We start from the raw sequence: 18,101 nt of genomic DNA, 5'->3' as shown, positions 1-18,101 counted from the left end.
CCGGTTCTATTTTTCCTCCGTGGACACGCTTCACGGCGTGCTTGCGTTGAGGGCTGCGATGCGGCGTGCCAACCTGCTCGCAGCCCTCAAATTTTCTACTCCAATAAAGTCGCGATCTCCTGGACGTGCTCCGTTTCCACGCTGATTTGTTTGCGAATGAAATCCTCGAGCATCGTGTCACCCGTCACTCGCGGCAGGACCTCCTTGTACGCGTCCAGCGCCTGCCGTTCAACTTCCAGCATCTCCGCCAGCGCTTCCTGTAAATTGGTGGGTCCGCCGCGCAACTCCAGGTCGATCTTGAGTTGCGGGACGTGGCCGAGCGCGCGAATCTGTTTGGCGATCGCCTCGGCGTGCTCCAGGGTTTCGCGCGTGCCTTCCTCGAAAAGTTTGTCGGCTGCCAGTCGATCCACGCCGCGCAGACGGTAACGCATTTGGAAGTAGCGGAGGAACGCCTCCAGTTCCTCGGCCATCAAACGATTCAAATCTTCAACGATTTCTGTGCGATCGGTCTTCATAGGCCGGCGTGTTGTAATTCCTCAATCAGGCAGTGGCCGTGGCAGACCTCGCAGGTCTTGCTTTCCGGACACTGGTCGTGAAAATTCTTGAACCGCGCCAGCACCTGTTTGGCGAGCGGATCTTCCGAAACCAGAAACCTCATAAAATGTACGAGCTGCTCCCCGGTGGGCTGGCTGATGAGATGCTCGACCTTGCAACTGTCGATTTCCGCCTGCAGCTCGGGAACATTCAGCACGCTGGACAAAAACGTCTTCACGACCGCCTTCTTCGCCATCACGGCTTGCGCAGCCTTTTGTCCCTTTGTCGAAAGCTTCACCATGTGATGCTCGTCGGTCTCGACCCAGCCGCGCTTCTTTAGCGCCCGCAGGTTGATCGACACACTGCCGCGCGTAATGCTGAGTTCGCGGGCAATATCCGACACGCGCGCCCAACCGCCATACTCCAAACCAACTTCATAAATAGCCAGAAGATGATGAGCCGCGCTGTGCGTTAGCTCGTTCGCTTCGAATTCCTTCCAAGTTTCCATCTGTGATAGTGATATAAGACACTTGTTTGGCATGTCAAACACAAAAAAGAGTTTTTTTGTCCGCTTTCGATAAGCCCCTGTTTTTGGACGATAAACAGGCTTCCCCAACGTCCGAAGTCTACCTATAATATCCGGCAACCAAGGAGGTTGTGCGGTGGAGCAACTGGTCGATGCTTTTCTCGATCATCTGTCTGTCGAGCGCGGATTGGCTGCCAATACACGCCTCGCCTACCGGACCGATCTCGCGCGGTTTACCAGCTTCCTCCAACAACGCGGCGTCCGGCAGTTCAATGCCGCCGAGCGTCAGCACATCACCGACTATCTTCTGGATCGTCGTAAGAACGGCCTGGGTCCGCGCAGCCTCGCGCGCCACCTTGCCGCGATTCGCATGTTCTGCCGGTTCCTATCTCGGGAGAAACTGTTGGCCACAGACGTCACCCAAACCATTGACTCACCGAAACTCTGGCGAACACTTCCCCACACGCTCGACTATGAAGAGGTTGGGCGACTGCTCGCGGCGCCCAACACGCGCACAAAGCTTGGCTTGCGCGACAAGGCGCTGCTGGAGTTTATGTACGCCACGGGCCTGCGCGTCAGCGAAGTCGCGAACATCAAACTGAGCGACATCAATTTCGAGGCGGGCTTCCTCCGCTCGGTCGGCAAGGGCCAGAAGGAACGGATCGTGCCCATCGGTAAACAGGCCATCGAATGGGTGCAACGCTACCTCCGCGAGGCTCGCAGTTCATTTGCGAAAGCCGCGCACCTCGGCGAAGTCTTCCTCTCGACGCGAGGCCAGCCGCTCAGTCGCAAGACAATTTGGGTGCTCATCAAAAAATACACCCGGGCGGCCGGTATCGGGAAAACCATCACACCCCACACCTTGCGCCACAGTTTCGCTACCCACCTACTCGACAACGGCGCGGACCTGCGCGTCATCCAGGAAATGCTCGGCCATGCGGACATCTCGACCACCCAGATCTATACGCACGTCGATCAACGCCGCCTCAAAGAAACCCATTACCGCTTCCACCCGCGGTCGGGACGGCGGTAACCCCCGCGAGATTCAACTCGATTTTTTGAAGGCCTTTCGGTAGACTCGTCAGCATCGCAGTTGGATTTTGGGCCCTGACGTGTTTCAGAGCGGCAACATCCCCCTGCAGGCGAAGGCGACGCAACGACCATGCAATTTCAAAAGCTGCAGCGAACCATCGACTACGAATTCAAAAACCACGATCTCCTCGTTGAGGCCCTCACCCATCCATCGATCGCCCACGAGCGCGGCACGGAAAGCAACCATCACAATCAACGCCTGGAGTTTCTCGGTGACGCGGTGCTGCAGCTGGTGCTGACCGATCGCATTTACAAGCTTTACCCCGAGCACCCCGAGGGCAAGCTCACGCAGATTCGCGCCCACCTCGCCAATCGTCACACCCTCTTCCACCGGGCGCAAGCCATCGAGTTGGGCAAACACCTGATGCTGGGCAAGGGTGAGGAAGGCAGCGGCGGCCGCGAACGGCTCTCCAATCTCGCCGATGCCTACGAAGCGTTGCTCGGCGCCGTTTACCTCGATGGCGGCGTCCGCGCTGCCCGCAAATTCATCCTCACGCAATTCGCCGAGGAGTTTTCAACCATCAAGCAGACCACGCCCCGCCAAAACCCCAAAGGCCGGTTACAGGAACTGCTCCAGGCCCACTCCGCCAGCGGCCCCATCTACCGGGTCATCCACGAATCGGGACCCGATCACAGCAAGTACTTCGAGGCGATTGTCGAGTGGGAAGGACGCGAGCTCGGGCGCGGCCACGGAGCCAGCAAGAAACAGGCGGAAACCATCGCCGCCGAAACGGCCCTGGCGGCGCTGCCGGCCGTTCTTCCTCAGCCCGATCCCGCCGCGAAACCAAGCTAGGGTTGCGACGTGGTAGCTGGCTGCCCAGTGGCGCCGGTGGGAGAATACTTGAGACCGTGCTTGGTGAAAATCGCCGTCAATTCGGGCTTGCCCACGCTGTACTTCGCCAGTTCGCTCAGGACATACATCATGGGTTTCTGCGTGGCCTGCAACTGCGCGATTTGATGTTCGCGATTGTTGGTCACCGCCGTGAGATCGCGGTTCTGCTTGAGCACGAAAGCGCTCAACGTCAGGCTTACAAAAATCAACGCCGCCCCGAGTCCACACACCAGCGTTCGCAACTGCCTGACCGCCGCGCTCACATCCATCGGCGGTTCCGCCTGTATTTCACTCTGGATTTCTTCCGGTGCGCTCATGGCAAAGGTCTCAATGCCGATTCTGCTGCGTTGTCCCCGCGCTGTTTAACCCGTTCGGCGTTTGCGCCTGCCTGAAAATCTCGGCGATGTGCGGATCACTGTTGGCCCGCGCGGCGAAATCCTGCAGCACGCTCTGCCCGATTTGTTCCCCCGTCGCGACCTGTTGGAGTTGCACCTCCGCCTTGATGGCATCCCGATAAATTTCGCGGTAACGCAATACGACCCAGATGTTGAGGAGCAGGCAAAGCCCCAGCGCTATGGGACCGTACCGAACGACATCCTGAAAAGTCTTCTCGTTCATGTGCATATTTCCGCCGTCCAGCGATCGAGCATATCGAACAGTTCCGTCACGTTGAACGGTTTCTCCATGAACGCCGCCGCCCCGTGTCGCATCATCTCATCGCGCGTCACCCCCAGCGACCGATATTCTCCCGACATCAACAGCACCCGCTTGGCATCCCCCGCAGCCAGGATCGCCTTCATCGCCTCCACCCCGTTCATCCGCGGCATCGAAATATCCATCACCACCACGTCCGGACGCAACTCCTTGGCCTGCGTCACGGCGTCCATTCCGTCCTTGGCGGTGCCGACGATTTCGTGCCCCGCGTATTGTATTGTGTCGGCCACAACCTCGCGCACCGCCGGCTGATCATCGACCACCAGCACGCGCAACTTCTTGCCAGTGGACTTCGACGCCGCTTCTTCTGAGGCTGCAGAACTCATTCCCAAGTCGCGCAATCTACTGGTTCGCCGGCCGCATTGCAAGCACACGCTGCGCAATTGTCAGAGTTTTCTGCGCAATCGTCAGCGTTTTTTCATAGCATACTTGCCAACCGCCGCCGCCTTGCTCTATGCTACCCCGCGTTCTTCGTTCACCCCGCGGGAGAGCAACATGAAGATACTGATTGCCGACAAGTTTTCCGAAAAACATCTCGACCAACTCAAGAAACTCGGCTGCGACGTCACCTACAACGCCGCCGTCAAAGCCGAAGAACTTCCCAAACTCATCGCGCCCTGCCAGGTCCTCGTCGTCCGCAGTAAAAAAGTCTCCGCCGACACCATCAAGGCCGGCGACCAACTCGCCGTCATCGTCCGCGCCGGCGCGGGCGTGAACACCATTGACGTCAAGGCCGCCAGCGCCCGCGGCGTGTACGTGACCAATTGTCCCGGAAAAAATTCCGTCGCGGTCGCCGAGCTGGTCTTCGCGTTGATTCTCGGCCTCGACCGCCGCCTTGCCGACAACGTCGCTGCGCTCCGCAAGCATCAATGGAACAAAAAAGAATTCAGCAAAGCCGACGGCGTCTTCGGCAAGACCCTCGGCATCGTCGGCGTCGGCCAGATCGGCCAGGAAGTCATCCGGCGCGCCCACGCCTTCGGTCTCCACGTCATCGCCTGGTCGCGCTCCCTCAACCTGCAAAAGGCCCGCGACCTCGAAGTCGAGTACTGCCCCGACCTCGATACGCTCTTCCGCCGCTCTGACATCATCAGTCTGCATGTCGCACTAAAACCCGACACCAAAAAACTCGTCACCGCCGCGCGCCTCGCGCTGATGAAACCCAACGCCATCCTCATCAACACCGCCCGCGGCGAAGTCGTCGATCAACCCGCCCTCGCCGCTGCGCTCGCCGCGAAAAAAATCCGCGCTGGCCTCGACGTCTTCGACCCCGAACCCGCCGAAGCGTCGGGTGAATTCGCCGATCCCATTCTCGAAGAAAAAAATCTCTACGGCACGCACCACATCGGCGCGTCCACGGAACAGGCCCAGGAAGCCATCGCCGAGGAGGCCATCCGCATCATCGAGACCTACGTCAAAACCGGCGCTGTCCCGAACTGCGTCAACCTCGCGACCCGCACTCCCGCCAAGTGGCAGCTCATCGTCCGCCATTACGACCGCGTCGGCGTGCTCGCTCATGTCATGGACCAGATCCGCCGCGCCAACACCAACATCGAAGAAGTCCAAAACATCATCTTCGAAGGCGCCGCCGCCGCCTGCTGCCGCATCCAACTCAACACCGAACCCGGCAAAGAACTCCAGGCCGCCATCAAAACCAACCCCGACATCATCGGCGTCGAATCCCTCAAACTCTCCGAGTAGTTGGTAGGGTCGCGCTGCCGCGCGACTTTCCCCCGGTCTGCCGTCATCATTCGTTCCCCTCCTCGGAGGGGACAAGGGCTGGGCAAAGCCCGTGAATTCAAAAAACGAACCCATTTGTCATTTTTCCGGAATGTTTTCATCCCTATTCACCACAACCACTTATCCCCTGTTTTTCGCACATTACATTTGGGTTCGTTTCGCAGAAAGCATGCTTTTGAGGTCCTCCTAGTCCGCCATAGCCTCGGTGACGGCGGATGCCCCGAAGCCGCTTCCAGGGGCTGAGTCGCGCCATAGCTCAAGGAGCGACGGCGGATTCCCCATTGAGTGTTGCCCTTCTTTCTTCATTTAGCCTTCTGCCTTCTTACTTCTACCTTGCCCGCCTCTCTCTGTCCAGCACAATTATCGATTTATGATATATAAAGCCGCCCACTACGAGCACAACGGCATTCATTCCTCGCCGCAGATGCCGCTCTCCCCTCAGACGCGTCCTCATCCCCCATCGGCAAATCTCCTACTAAAAAGCCATCTTCCCGCCGATTGTAGCGGGACAGATCATTGGCAATAATGAGAGCGTGAGGTTTGATCGATCTCACGCGCCGGGCAAGGTCCCATTGCCATGGCGACGGGAATTGGGACAAGTAGGGGGTTTGGGATATGTCCAAGCAAGCTAAGAAAAGATCACTGCGGATCGGTCTGGCAGTGCTGCTCACCAGCGCCGCCCTCATCGCCATCTCGAATGCGGGACCGATGAATGCCTTCTGCGCTAGAATCATTTTCGCTGAAGACGGTTATTGATTCGCCGTCCGTTGGCGAATTGATTCGCAGTCCGACGACGAGCGGAACGGGCGGACGCCCGTTTACCGTCGTTGGTAGGGCGCGGTGACTTACCGCGCCGCGCTGTCCTCTTCTTGTAGCCACGGCATGCGCTTGGCCGACGCTTTGTCCGCCATAGCGCCTCGCGACCGCGGAAGCCTTGGCGAAGACGGACGCCACTCGCACTTTCCCCGATTCCGGGCTATATTGTGCTTAATGACAGCCACCGTCCTCCAAAAGCGCGACCGCACCTTTACCGTCTCGATTCTCGCCACCGTGGCGCAGCAGTTCCGCTCCGAACTCCGCGGTGAAGGAATCAAAGCCGACGAAACCCCTTCCGTTCAGGAAGGGAAAGATTTTATCGCGTTTTCCTTCCCTGGCCGCCATAGCCTTGGCGCCGGCGGGGGTCCCTTGGTCGCCATCGAAGAAATTGAAATACTCCTCGAAACCGTCGGCTACGGCTTTACCACCAATCAGATCGCCTGAGCCGGGATTACCGGCACGGCCCCCCGTGTTCCTCCTTGTAGCCACGGTGCTCTGTCGCCGTGCTCTTTCCGAATTGTAGGACAACCGGCCCGGTTGCCGTCCTTCCCCCCGGTCTGTCACCCTGAGCGAAGTCGAAGGGTCTCTGTCGTTTCCGTCGCCTCTGCGTCAAGATTATCGACACCCTGTACTTCCGTTGACTGTGACGGATCTGCCACCCATGGCGCGAAACCCGACAGCGACACGTCCACTCGCGGTTCGTCTTCCGCGACTTCAGCTTGTTCGCCGTAGCTTTAGCGAAGGCGGATGCCTTGGTGGTGAAATCCCCGCCTGGCGCGCGCATTCGCGGTTGGTCTAGGCCGACGCAAGTGCGCGTCGGACCGGCTCAATCACATTTCCACGGGTAATGAAACTCGAAGCGCCAGCCTTCATCGCCAGTTTTGCCAATTCTTCTTCGTCGTGAAGTACGGACGCAACTATGGCGAGCCGGGGATACGTGGCCTTGAGGGTCTGAATCAACTCCAGGCCGATGCTTCCATCGAGCGAAATATTTACAACCGCCGCATCAGGGTTCAAGGCAGAAACTGCGCTCATAGCATCGGCTGCGCTATCCGACTGTCCGCAGACGACGAGATCAGGCGTGTCATTGATAATACTCGCGAGTCCTTCCCGCACGACGGAGTGACCGTCCATGAGAAGAACAGTTCTCTTGAAGGCACCGGTTTTCTTTCGATGTTTTGAAACTCTGTTCTGCATGTTCTGTACTCCTCTTGCATATACGTATGTACAATACTCCATCCACCAGAATAATCATGCGGTATTCCGAGCAAAAACAGTCAGGAGCTGCGCAGGCGAAAGATCGCGACTGAACTCAAGGACAGAAGCAGGTCACCCAGCCCGCCTCCGCGTCCATTCGCGTGCATTCGCGGTTAGTCTTCTCCGACTTCGTGCTGAAAAAGGACTTGCCCGTATTCTCAAAAAGGAGCATACGCTGTCGGTAAGTCAGTGGGGCGGACCAGCCCAAGAGAGAAATGTCGGATGAAAACCTGGCAGCGAATTCTGATCGTTGTTTTCTTGCTCGCCGTCGGCATCACGATAGGACTTTCTACGCTTAAGAATCCCGCCCGCGAGAAAGCGCTCGACGCCCGCTCGGTATCGAATCTCAAAATGATTGGTATCGCCTTGCAAATGTACGGCGACGACTGGAACGACACATTTCCCAACCTCTCCAACCCAGACAGCATGAGAGCCGCCATCACCAATAATCTTCCCAAGAGCACGAACCCATTCTTCGATCCCAGAACCGGCCAGCCCTACCAGCCGAATTCCTCGCTCACTTATCAGAAGCGAAAAGACCCGAACGCGTCCGTCTCCATGGTGACCGTCTACGAACCCGACCCGACCGCCGACGGCAGCCGCCGGGTCCTCTTCGCCGATGCCCATGTCGAGCGGGTAAGCGAATCGCGCTGGCAGGAATTAAAAAAGACTTCCAACATCCCCTAAGCCAATCCGATCTCCGCGACGTAGAAAAAGTTCGACTTGGCATCGCCGACCTGCTATTTCCCAAAAGCATGATCGAGGGCGCGGTGAGCGTGAGGCATCTGCCCGACCCAGAGATATGTCGTACACGGTATCTGGGTGGAACACTCCCGTTTTCCGATTGCCTGGTGGAAAACCCCGAAGGTTGCGAGTACGCCCGGCGCTTCCGCTATTGTGTCTCTTGCACCCACCCCGACCGCCGCAAGTTCGAGGCTCCCCGCAAACCGATTCAAAAAATCCTGCAAACCATCCTCCGCCTCGGTCGCACGAGAACTCCCCGAAAACCGAATTGAGCATTCCCGGCGTGGACGAGCATCTACCGGACACCGCGTCAGGACGCGCGATCTAAAGTACTTTGCGCTTCTTCAGTTCTTCGTCCAACGCTCTAAGATCCGCGGAAATATTAATTGCCGTTCCCGCCGTTTCAATCGCGGCCTTCACGTCTTTCAAGCCATTCCCCGTAATCACCGCGCAAACGCTCTCGTTTTTCTTGATGATCCCGTCCGCAATCGCCCGCTTGACGCCGGCCACACTCGCCGCGCCGCTCGGTTCCCCGAACACCGCGCTCAGCCGCGCCGTCTTGTTCATTGCTTCCATGATCTCGGCATCGGACACCGCCACGATCTCGCCCCGCGACTCCCGCAACGCATGCACCGCTTTGCGCCAGTTGCGCGGCGTGCCGCAGTTGATGCTGTCCGCCCGCGTGACGCCATCCACGTTCACCACGTCCTTGTTCGCATGGAACGCGTCCGCCACCGGCTTGCAGCCCGATGCCTGGACGCCCAGCATGCGGGGCACTTTTTTGATGAAGCCGAGATGAAACATCTCGCGAATCCCCTTCCACACGCCCGCAATCGTGCAGCCGTCTCCCACGCTGAGACACACCCAATCGGGCATCATGTCGTTGAACTGCTCCGCGATCTCCAGCCCGCACGTCTTCTTGCCCTCGACGAGATACGAATTGATCGCGCAATTGCGGTTATACCAACCGTACTTCGCACAGGCGTCCATGCAAAAATCATACGCTTGATCATAAGTGCCCTTCACCTTGATCACCGTCGCGCCGAATACGAGCAACTGCGCGATCTTCGGCTCCGGTGCTTTCTCCGGCACAAAAATAACCGCGGGCAATCCCACCGCCGCCGCGAAACACGCCAGCGATGAAGCCGCGTTGCCCGTCGATGCCGCCGCGATGGTCTTGGCGTGGTATTCCGTCGCCTTCATCACGCCCACCGAGCTGGCGCGGTCCTTGAACGACGCGCTCGGGTTGCGTCCATCATCCTTGATCGAAAAATCGCGCACGCCCACCCATTCCCCCAACCGATCGGCGTGATACACCGGCGTGTAACCGATATGCAGCGGCGGCAGCGGTAGCGAGAAATCGACGGGGATCAATTCCTCATAACGCCAGTGCGTCCACGGACGTTGCGCCAGCGCGTGCCGTGTCAATGTCTTGGCGACCTTCTCGTAGTCATACTCGACATCGAGAATGCCCGTGACGCCGCACTTGTCGCAGGTGTAACGGTTGTCCGCTGGATAGATCGTCCCGCAAATCACGCAGCGCAAATGTAAAATGTGTTGAATCGCCATGGCGGGAACACTACGCGCAGTCCTGGAAAAACTCAACGCCGTCGGTCCGCCTCCCCAGATGGAGACGGACCAGGCACCCGTGGTTTCGTGACCTGCTTATTCGCCGTAAACGACTGTCGTGTACTTGGCATAGACGCCGAGCACCGACATGATCTTGCAGTCTACGTGGTGAATCTTGGTGATTCCACCAGCCGCCATCGCCGCCGAAATACTGGAGTCTCCAGTGGCGAAGCAAATGATCGCGGTGGACGTAGCGGTCCCGGATTTCTCGGACCCACTCGCGCTTCCCACAGCGACGCCAGCACTCGTCGAGGTGTAAACCATTCCCATGGATCCCCCGGCGACCGGCGAAATCCCCGCACATCCCGACATGAATACGACAACTGCACACGCCGTTGCTACAGACACAATGAGTTTCTTCATACTCTTCTCCTTTGGGTTGGGTTTGCCACGGGTGCCATCCCGTCGAGCCGCTTATAGAGCGAACCTCCCTGCGCTGTCTAGCCGAATCCAACAAATCACTTCAACGAATTCCTTTGCGTTGTCAGTCGCCTCGCGCTTAAAAATAGTGGCGGCTCATGAAACTCCTCATCAAAAATGGCCACGTCATCCGCTGGAGCACGCAACAACGCGTCGAACAACTCGAGAACCATCACGTCCTCATCGAGGACAATCACGTTCTCAATGTCACGCCCACCCTGCCCGCCGATTTTCAACCGGACGAGACCATCGACGCAACAAACTGCGCAGTCATCCCCGGCTTGATCAACACGCACCATCACCTCTATCAATCGCTCACGCGCTGCTTGAAGCCCGTGCAGAACGCCAAGCTCTTCGATTGGTTGCTCGGCCTCTACGAAGTCTGGGGCCGCATCGACTACGAAGCGGTCAAACTCGGCTCGCAAATCTCGATGGCGGAAATGCTGCTCTCGGGTTGCACAACAACCAATGACATGTTCTACGTCTACCCGCGCGAATCCGATGTGAAAGCCGAGGCCGTCATCGAAGGCGCAGCGGAACTCGGCATGCGCCTTCACGCCGGCCGCGGTTCGATGTCGCTGGGAAAAAGCCAGGGTGGCCTGCCGCCCGATAGCGTCGTGCAGGATGAAACCGCCATCGTGAAGGACTGCGAACGCGTCATCGCCAAATTCCACGACGCGAAACCGTACGCAATGACCCGCATCGATTTGATGCCCTGTTCCCCCTTCTCCATCACGTTCGACCTATTGAAGGAAACGCGCGCGCTCGCTAAATCGCATCGCGTCCTCTGTCACACGCACGTCGCCGAGACAGAGGACGAAAACAAATTTTGCCTCGAGAAATTCGGCAAACGCCCCGCCGATTACATGGCCGCCGCGGATTGGGTCGGCCCCGATATTTCATGGGCGCACTGCGTGTGCCTCAACTCCGAAGAAATCAAACTGCTCGCCGCCACGAAAACCGCCGTCGCGCATTGCCCGTCGTCGAACATGATCCTCGGCTCCGGCATCCCACCCGTCTGCGAAATGTTGAAAGCCAACGCCACGGTTGGCCTCGGTGTGGATGGTTCTTCGAGCAACAACGGCGCGCACGTTCTTGCGGAAGCCCGGCAAGCCTTGTTGCTCCAACGCGTGAAGAATGGCGCGGACAGCTTCACCGCCGAAGACGCCCTGCGCATCGCCACGCTCGGCGGCGCGCGCTTGCTCAATCGCGAACGCGAACTCGGCAACATCGCCCCCGGCTCCGCCGCCGACATCGCGATCTACGACCTCAACACCATCGAGTTCGCCGGCGCCGCCGCCCAAGACCCTCTCGGCGCCCTCATCCTCTGCCACTCCCCCCGCGCCAAATTTGTTCTCGTCAACGGCAAGTTAGTAGTCAAGTACGGCCAATTGGCCACTATCTATCTGCAATCCCTCGTCACCAGGATGAATGAGTTGGTGAAACTTCGGTTTAGGTAGTCCGAGCGTTATCGCTTCCTCGGTGCGCGCAGCAACAATACGGGGATGTCCACTTCATGCCGCACTTTGCGTGAGGCGCTACCGTAGATGAGGTCGGAGATGAAACGGTGGCCATGCGTGGTCATGGCAATGAGGTCGCACTTGTTTTTGCGCGCGGCTTCCACGATCTCCGTACCGGGATCGCCGTAGCCGAGCATCGTCTCGACCTCTAGGCCTTTGGCGCGAAGTTCGCCGGCGAGTTCTTTCAGGTATTTCTGGTCGGCGCGGACTTCCGCCGAATCGGCCTCCGCTCCATAATGCCGCGCCGCCCAGCCATCGGCCACATGGAAGAGCAACAATGTCGCGCCATGAAATCGCGCCAGTTCCACGACGTGTTCGAGGATAAACTTGTCGTACTCGGTCGCCTCGACCGGCACGAGGATCTTGTGATAGAGGCCCTTCTTCATGCGCCCTTCAGCCACTCGGAGACTGTCTCCGTCAGCAACCACAGGTTCAAGCCAATAATCACCGCCGCCACGGCCCACGCGAGCACCTTCACCAGCGGCGGATTCACAAATTCACCCATCCGCTTCCGACTGCACGTGAATTGCACCAACGGCACGACGGCGAACGGCAATTGAATGCTCAAAATCACCTGGCTCAGGATCAGCAATTTGTAACTCCCCTTGTCGCCTTGGATGGCAATCACGATGATCGCGGGAATGATGGCCACCGCGCGCGTAATCAACCGCCGCAACCACGGCCGCAGCCGAATATGCAGAAAACCTTCCATCACGATCTGCCCCGCCAGCGTCCCTGTCAGCGTCGAGCTTTGCCCCGAACAAATCAGCGCGACCGCAAACAAGCTGCTGGCGAGCGCATGACCCACCAGCGGACTCAGCGTTTGATACGCCTCCTTCAATTCCGTGACGACCGCGCCCTGCCGGTAGAAAACCGCCGCTGCCATCACGAGAATCGCCGCGTTGACCAAAAACGCCAGGTTCAGCGCCACCACCGAGTCGATGAGGTTGAACTTGTTCGCTGTACGGATCCCCTGCGGTGTGCGTTCGATGCGCCGCGTTTGCACGAGCGCCGAGTGCAGGTAGAGATTGTGCGGCATCACCGTCGCCCCGATGATGCCCATTGCGACATACAGGTCTGTGGGCGCACCGGGTTGATTGCTCTGGCCTGTCAACCGCGGGGTAATCAAGCCGTGGAACAACGGCAGCCATTCTGGCCGCGCGAAGAAGATCTCAACAACATAACAAAACCCTATGGAAGCGATCAGGGTCACAATGATGATCTCGACCACTCGCATCCCGCGGTTCTGCAGGAACAAAATAATGAAGCAATCCAGCGCCATCAGGCACACCGCCCAAAGCAGCGGCATTCCCGTCAGCAGATTCACCCCGATCGCGCCGCCAAGCACTTCCGCCAGGTCGCACGCCGCAATCGCGACCTCGCACAATCCCCACAACGTGTAGGCCACCGGTTTCGGATAGTAATCGCGGCACGCCTGCGCCAAATCGCGGCGCGTCACAATACCCAACCGCGCGGAGAGCGTCTGCAGCAGCACCGCCATCAGGTTCGACAGCAGCAGCACCCAGAGCAATCGATACCCGAACCGCGCCCCACCCTCGATGTCCGTCGCCCAATTGCCGGGATCCATGTAACCGACGCTGACAAGGTACGCCGGCCCCGAAAACGCCACCATCTTCCGCCAGAACGTCCAGTGCTCCGGCACATGGATCGACTCGTGAACCTCCGGCAACGAGGGCATGCCCGGCCGCTCGTGCGCTGTTCCGGCCGCCGTCTGAGCCACTGCGTTGTCGGATATGTTAGTCATGCCTAACTTTATTAGGGTTGACTATATCGCATTCCCGCCGCTTGTCAATCGGTATTCTCGTGGTCACGAACCCGGAGGCGTTTCGCACCTTGCCACCACGCCGCCAGCCTGCTACTCTACCAACCAAGGAGATTCCACATGGCACCATTATCTGGCCTGGCTGGTTTGGTCGTTCTGATCCTGGACATCATCGCAATCGTCGATTGCCTTAAAAGCAACGCGGATGTCGTCAAAAAGCTGCTGTGGATTCTCGTGATCCTCCTGCTCCCCCTCCTCGGCATGCTCCTGTATTTCCTGCTCGCCCGCGGGAAATAAGCAGTGCCGGTCGCCATCATCCTGCATTTACTGTTCACTGACGGGAAGGTCGCCTGTTGATTTCTGTGGCGGTTTCCGATTAATTCCCTGAAACTTTGCATCGTGAGTGAGCCCATTCCATCATCGGAACGTACCGAACCGACGATTGCGACCGTGCCCGCGGACACGGTGCCGCTGTCGTGGCGGGTCGTCACGGGCGGAATCAGTTGGCGCAAAACTTTCGCCGCCTTTCGCCACCGCAACTACCGCCTCTTCTTTGGCGGACAACTGGTCTCCGTCATCGGCACCTGGATGCAACAAGTCGCTGTGGGCTGGCTGGTGTACGATCTCAGCAACTCGGCCTTCACCCTCGGCGCCGTGCGCTTTGCCTCCGCCATTCCCGTCACCCTTCTGACGCTGGTGGGCGGCGCCATGGCCGACCGCATCGAGAAACGCCGCATCGTGATGGCCACCGAAAGCACCGCGATGGTGCTCGCGTTTATCCTCGCGGCCCTGGTGTACTTTGGCGTCATCAAAATCTGGCAGATCGCTCTCTTGAGTTTGCTGGAAGGAATTACCGACGCCTTCGACATCCCCACTCGCCAGAGTTTCGTCGTCGAAATGGTCGGCAAGGACGACCTGATGAACGCCATCGCATTGAACTCGTCACTATTCAACGGCGCGCGCGTTTTCGGTCCGGCCATCGCGGGCATCTTGATTGGCGTGATCGGCATGACGGGTTGCTTCCTCCTGAACGGAGTGTCGTATCTCGCCGTCGTGGCCGCCTATCTGGCCATGCGTACGACGGTGAGCCGGCCACCCGTCAAACATCAACCGATCTGGCACGAAACAGTGGAAGCCTTCCGGTACGTGCGCAGTCACCGCGTTCTGCGCGCCGTGATCTCGCTCGTGACGGTCGTGAGTCTGTTTGGCTGGCCGTACAGCGTGCTGCTGCCGGTCTTCGCGCGCGACGTGCTCCATGTCGGTGTGAGTGGGTACGGCTATCTCATGGCCGCCAACGGCGCGGGCGCGCTCGTCGGGGCTCTTACGCTCGCGTCGCTCGGGGATTCACCACACAAACGGAAGCTGTTCTACGGCGGACTGTTTGGCTTCTGCATCATGCTCTGCGTCTTCGCGCTGTCACGAGTTTACTGGCTCTCGGCTGCGGCGCTGACGGGCTCGGGGTTCTTCATGATCATCTTCTTCGCAACCGCCAACACCGCAGTCCAGACGAGTGTGCCCGACGAACTCCGCGGACGCGTCATGGGCATCTATTCACTCGCCTTCATCGGCCTAACGCCATTCGGCAGCCTCATCGCGGGTTCACTCGCCCACGTAACCAGCGCCTCGTTCACGGTCACGATGGGCAGCGTGATCTGCCTGATCGCCGGCCTCATCGTCATGCGAATCATGACACCGCAGCAAACCGGCCACTGACGGACCACGAAGAGGATCGCTATCGTCCTTCCCAAAGAGACTGGGTAAGAAACTGTTGGGCCTGCGTGAACGTAACCGAGCGCACGCTGCCATCAAAGAACGCGATATTCATTGTATTAGTGTTGTTGTGGCGAAAGTCCAAGGCAGTACAGGAGGCCGGGCTCCCGGAGTTCAGGTCGACCTTGGCGGAAAATGGGGCTGCACCGTTCCAAGGAATGTTGGACCGGCAATTCGGGCTGGTGGTAGTGGGGTCTTTCTTGCAATCGAAAACCAGCGGCGTCTGCGCGGCGGGGGTTAGGACTTCGTCTTGCCTCCGCGGTCTGCTGGAGGTCAGACCACTACCAACCGTCGCGTGCCCCAGCATGGCCGCAGTGCACGAATAGGTTAAACCGAGATCCTGGTTTTGGAATCCAGGATAGTTGGCGCTCGGACAATCAAAGACACGGTGAGGCGACGACGTAGGAGTTGATCCTCGGAGCGGCAAATAAGGCCCTAAGAGTTTGTCCCATGGACCAGCCGGCGCGGCGGCTCCATAGCTTGCCGGCGGCATGTATCCGCCGTTATCATCCGTGTAAAGACGGACGGCCAGTGAGATCTCGCGCAGATTACTCATGCACGCCGCCGCCTGAACTTTTTCTTTGGCGTCATCCAAGGAGGCGAGCAGCAAGACGCCAGCCACAGCGCCGGCAGCAATCAGCACGAGCAGCTGAGACAGTGTAAATGCTTCGCGGCGTTTCATTCCGGCACCTCCAATCGAATCCGGTAGAATTTCTGTGGCAGCAAAGCAGCCCCGAGGTCTATCATGCTGGTGGTACCGCCGAGAGCCACGATACTCGGGAATGGAATCCAGCTTCCTGATGCCATGTTGGTCCGGTACTCGGGAATGTACGTCGCCCCAGCGCTGGTGGTGAACCGAATCTCCACGTCATCGCCGACAGTCCGTATCGATACGATCTGCGGGATGCTGTCCACGCTTAAAACAAGACCATTATTGATAAACGCGGCGTGAAAATTCGTATTGCCGGAGAGGACGTTGATCAGCCCATTGTTGACCACCGCTCCGTAGGATTCGAGAGTGCTTCCATTAACTGCTTTCATGACCCCATTGTTGGTGACTGACCCGGTAAATGTGAGGGTGCCGCCACAATCGGCAAGTACAGTACCTCCCGCGTCTACCACCACGTTGCCATTGATCGTTCCGCAACCGATAAGAAAGGCGTTGGTGCGGATCCGAAGGTCGTTGGCAAACGAATGAACCCCGCCAAGCAGGTGGTACGTGGCACTACCAAAGCCATCACCGACAATGAAGGTTTGGGTGTTGCTCACCGTTGTAGATTTGGTGTTAACGGTGCCGGAGCCGAAGTTCAAGATGCTGTTGGTACCATTGGTCGCAAGCAGTTGATCCACGATCAGCGTGCCGCCTCCTTGAGTAAAGACGCCACTTCCTATCTGTCCAACAACAAGCCGACATGTCCCTGATTGATTGGTGACATTGAGTTCGCCGCCGGTAACTTGAATCACACCGGTTGCATTGGAGTAGGCACCGGCCACAAGATTGGAAGCGACAGACGTGATTCCTCCAGAAATCGTCAACGTGCCTTGTGAGCCGTTGTTGTGGCCAACAACGATTGTTCGTGCGCGAAATGCGCCGTTGGAGACCGTCATCTGACCAATACCATAGTCACCGACAATTGCATTATGATTGGTCACCTGCAACTGCCCACCCGTTATGGAAACAATTCCAGTCGCGCCCTGGCCAACGCCTACGCTGAGTGCCCGTGAAAAAGTAGCGGTGCCGCCTGCAATCAGCAACGCACCCTGAGATCCCTGTCCACCCGCCACGATGACGTACGACGCGACGAGCTGGCCATTGGAAAGAATCAGTTGTCCGGCCCCGTTGTTACCGATGGTCATCAGGTAGTCATTCGTGCCGATGATTAGCTGGCCGTCACTTATCCACACCGACCCGGTCGAGCCACCTTCGTCCCCAAGAGAGAGGAGTTCCGACGCGTCGTACTTTCCGCCCGCGATCGTCAAGTCGCCTGCCGAACCCGATGTCAATCCGAGGAAGACTCCATTGGCAAGAATGTCGTTTGTGCCGCCGAGGATGTCGGCGATCTTAAGAGTTCCGTTCGACAATACGACCTGACCCGAACCATAAAACCCAATGGCCGTGTAACCATTGGTCAACAAAGTCTGCCCATCAACCAGGTTAACCGAGCCAGAAGAATTTGTTGAAAAGCCGACATAGAGATCGCCTGAAATACCGTTTGTGCTAGAGAGTGAAGCGCAGCCGTCCAGGGAAAATGCTCCACCTGCAACCCCGTCCACAAGTAGCGACGAATTGGTCATCAGGAGTGCACCGCCCGCGGTAATACCGAGACTGTCAAGAATATGGAGTGGCCTATTGGTACCGGAGGCCGACAGTGCCAGGGTGTTCGTTGCCCCACTGGGTGCAGATAGGATCAGGTTGGTCACCGTCATCGTGTTGGAGAAACTGCCGGAGGTCACCGAGTTAATCTGCACCGTCTTGGTATTGTCGTTCGTGATCAGGATGGAATGCGTGCTGGCCGGCGCTTGCGCCAAGGACCAATTACCAGAATCTTCCCACGCTCCACTACCGGCATTAACCCAACTGTTGGTTTGTGCTTGCGCGCGCACTGGAAACGCGACAGCGCTTAGAGCCACAGTCGTCACAGTAACCAGTAGACGAACAATTGAGACCGGCCGCCTCATCGATTTAACCCCGTTATCTTGCCGAACTTCAAACCGGCTCATTACTGG

General features: G+C 58.3%; 21 protein-coding genes. 9 read left to right on the top strand and 12 right to left on the bottom strand.

Annotated features, from left to right (window positions below):
- Positions 1 to 95: 95 nt before the first annotated feature.
- Positions 96 to 515, bottom strand: a complete 420-nt coding sequence (locus VNL17_12950) for a ferritin-like domain-containing protein (GenBank protein HXI84988.1) — start codon at positions 513 to 515, stop codon at positions 96 to 98.
- Positions 512 to 1,042, bottom strand: coding sequence for a metal-dependent transcriptional regulator (locus VNL17_12945; GenBank protein HXI84987.1), 531 nt, complete (start codon positions 1,040 to 1,042; stop codon positions 512 to 514). The genes VNL17_12950 and VNL17_12945 overlap by 4 nt, the downstream gene beginning before the upstream one ends.
- A gap of 154 nt (positions 1,043 to 1,196) precedes the next feature.
- On the opposite strand from VNL17_12945, the gene xerD reads away from it, so the two are divergent.
- Positions 1,197 to 2,093 (top strand): site-specific tyrosine recombinase XerD, encoded by an 897-nt coding sequence (gene xerD, locus VNL17_12940; protein HXI84986.1) that lies wholly within the window; start codon positions 1,197 to 1,199, stop codon positions 2,091 to 2,093.
- A gap of 129 nt (positions 2,094 to 2,222) precedes the next feature.
- Positions 2,223 to 2,945, top strand: a complete 723-nt coding sequence (rnc, locus tag VNL17_12935; protein ID HXI84985.1) for a ribonuclease III — start codon at positions 2,223 to 2,225, stop codon at positions 2,943 to 2,945.
- On the opposite strand, the gene VNL17_12930 is transcribed toward rnc, so the two are convergent.
- Genes VNL17_12930 through VNL17_12920 form a run of 3 tightly spaced genes read right to left on the bottom strand, consistent with a single transcriptional unit; the run spans position 2,942 to position 4,024 of the window.
- Positions 2,942 to 3,301 (bottom strand): hypothetical protein, encoded by a 360-nt coding sequence (locus tag VNL17_12930; protein HXI84984.1) that lies wholly within the window; start codon positions 3,299 to 3,301, stop codon positions 2,942 to 2,944. The two genes, rnc and VNL17_12930, sit on opposite strands and share 4 nt — an antisense overlap.
- 10 nt (positions 3,302 to 3,311) lie before the next feature.
- Complete coding sequence (locus VNL17_12925) at positions 3,312 to 3,602, bottom strand: hypothetical protein (GenBank protein HXI84983.1); 291 nt, start codon at positions 3,600 to 3,602, stop codon at positions 3,312 to 3,314.
- Entirely contained in the window at positions 3,599 to 4,024 is a 426-nt protein-coding gene (locus VNL17_12920) for a response regulator (GenBank protein ID HXI84982.1), read from the bottom strand. Before VNL17_12920 ends, VNL17_12925 begins: the two co-directional genes overlap by 4 nt.
- A 169-nt stretch (positions 4,025 to 4,193) precedes the next feature.
- Here VNL17_12920 and VNL17_12915 point away from each other — a divergent pair, with 169 nt between their 5' ends.
- From VNL17_12915 to VNL17_12905, 3 genes are all read left to right on the top strand, one after another.
- Complete coding sequence (locus tag VNL17_12915; GenBank protein HXI84981.1) at positions 4,194 to 5,396, top strand: 3-phosphoglycerate dehydrogenase; 1,203 nt, start codon at positions 4,194 to 4,196, stop codon at positions 5,394 to 5,396.
- A 654-nt stretch (positions 5,397 to 6,050) separates the two neighbouring features.
- Entirely contained in the window at positions 6,051 to 6,191 is a 141-nt protein-coding gene (locus VNL17_12910; GenBank protein ID HXI84980.1) for a hypothetical protein, read from the top strand.
- A gap of 234 nt (positions 6,192 to 6,425) precedes the next feature.
- Positions 6,426 to 6,695 carry a hypothetical protein gene (locus VNL17_12905; GenBank protein HXI84979.1) on the top strand — a complete coding sequence of 90 codons (270 nt, stop codon included), beginning with the start codon at positions 6,426 to 6,428 and terminating at the stop codon, positions 6,693 to 6,695.
- Positions 6,696 to 7,046: 351 nt separating this feature from the next.
- Here the strand turns inward: VNL17_12905 and VNL17_12900 are convergent, their stop codons facing one another.
- The gene (locus VNL17_12900; GenBank protein HXI84978.1) at positions 7,047 to 7,448 is read right to left on the bottom strand and encodes a response regulator transcription factor; all 402 of its coding nucleotides are present in this window, start codon (positions 7,446 to 7,448) and stop codon (positions 7,047 to 7,049) included.
- A gap of 282 nt (positions 7,449 to 7,730) precedes the next feature.
- Between VNL17_12900 and VNL17_12895 the strand changes: the two genes are divergently transcribed.
- Positions 7,731 to 8,195, top strand: a complete 465-nt coding sequence (locus VNL17_12895; GenBank protein HXI84977.1) for a hypothetical protein — start codon at positions 7,731 to 7,733, stop codon at positions 8,193 to 8,195.
- Between the two features lie 381 nt (positions 8,196 to 8,576).
- Here the strand turns inward: VNL17_12895 and VNL17_12890 are convergent, their stop codons facing one another.
- Positions 8,577 to 9,821, bottom strand: a complete 1,245-nt coding sequence (locus VNL17_12890; protein ID HXI84976.1) for a threonine synthase — start codon at positions 9,819 to 9,821, stop codon at positions 8,577 to 8,579.
- Between the two features lie 96 nt (positions 9,822 to 9,917).
- Complete coding sequence (locus VNL17_12885) at positions 9,918 to 10,244, bottom strand: TRL domain-containing protein (GenBank protein ID HXI84975.1); 327 nt, start codon at positions 10,242 to 10,244, stop codon at positions 9,918 to 9,920.
- Positions 10,245 to 10,399: 155 nt separating this feature from the next.
- Here VNL17_12885 and VNL17_12880 point away from each other — a divergent pair, with 155 nt between their 5' ends.
- Positions 10,400 to 11,761 carry an 8-oxoguanine deaminase gene (locus VNL17_12880; GenBank protein HXI84974.1) on the top strand — a complete coding sequence of 454 codons (1,362 nt, stop codon included), beginning with the start codon at positions 10,400 to 10,402 and terminating at the stop codon, positions 11,759 to 11,761.
- 8 nt (positions 11,762 to 11,769) lie between these two features.
- Here the strand turns inward: VNL17_12880 and VNL17_12875 are convergent, their stop codons facing one another.
- Both VNL17_12875 and VNL17_12870 read right to left on the bottom strand, forming a co-directional pair.
- The gene (locus tag VNL17_12875; protein ID HXI84973.1) at positions 11,770 to 12,207 is read right to left on the bottom strand and encodes a universal stress protein; all 438 of its coding nucleotides are present in this window, start codon (positions 12,205 to 12,207) and stop codon (positions 11,770 to 11,772) included.
- Positions 12,204 to 13,586, bottom strand: coding sequence for an Nramp family divalent metal transporter (locus tag VNL17_12870; GenBank protein HXI84972.1), 1,383 nt, complete (start codon positions 13,584 to 13,586; stop codon positions 12,204 to 12,206). Before VNL17_12870 ends, VNL17_12875 begins: the two co-directional genes overlap by 4 nt.
- Positions 13,587 to 13,724: 138 nt before the next feature.
- On the opposite strand from VNL17_12870, the gene VNL17_12865 reads away from it, so the two are divergent.
- Both VNL17_12865 and VNL17_12860 read left to right on the top strand, forming a co-directional pair.
- Positions 13,725 to 13,901: a PLDc N-terminal domain-containing protein gene (locus VNL17_12865; GenBank protein HXI84971.1), complete on the top strand. Its 177-nt coding sequence runs from the start codon at positions 13,725 to 13,727 to the stop codon at positions 13,899 to 13,901.
- Between the two features lie 102 nt (positions 13,902 to 14,003).
- Positions 14,004 to 15,317: an MFS transporter gene (locus VNL17_12860; protein HXI84970.1), complete on the top strand. Its 1,314-nt coding sequence runs from the start codon at positions 14,004 to 14,006 to the stop codon at positions 15,315 to 15,317.
- Between the two features lie 19 nt (positions 15,318 to 15,336).
- Here VNL17_12860 and VNL17_12855 read toward each other — a convergent pair whose 3' ends face one another.
- A complete protein-coding gene (locus tag VNL17_12855; protein HXI84969.1) occupies positions 15,337 to 16,056 on the bottom strand; it encodes a type II secretion system protein in 720 nt (239 codons plus the stop codon).
- Complete coding sequence (locus tag VNL17_12850) at positions 16,053 to 18,005, bottom strand: hypothetical protein (protein ID HXI84968.1); 1,953 nt, start codon at positions 18,003 to 18,005, stop codon at positions 16,053 to 16,055. Before VNL17_12850 ends, VNL17_12855 begins: the two co-directional genes overlap by 4 nt.
- Positions 18,006 to 18,101: the final 96 nt, after the last annotated feature.

It is taken from the genome of Verrucomicrobiia bacterium, assembly GCA_035577545.1.
Classification (GTDB): domain Bacteria; phylum Verrucomicrobiota; class Verrucomicrobiia; order Palsa-1439; family Palsa-1439; genus Palsa-1439.
The sequence above is the reverse complement of the archived record's forward strand: the minus strand, read 5'-3'. Positions and strand labels throughout refer to the sequence as shown.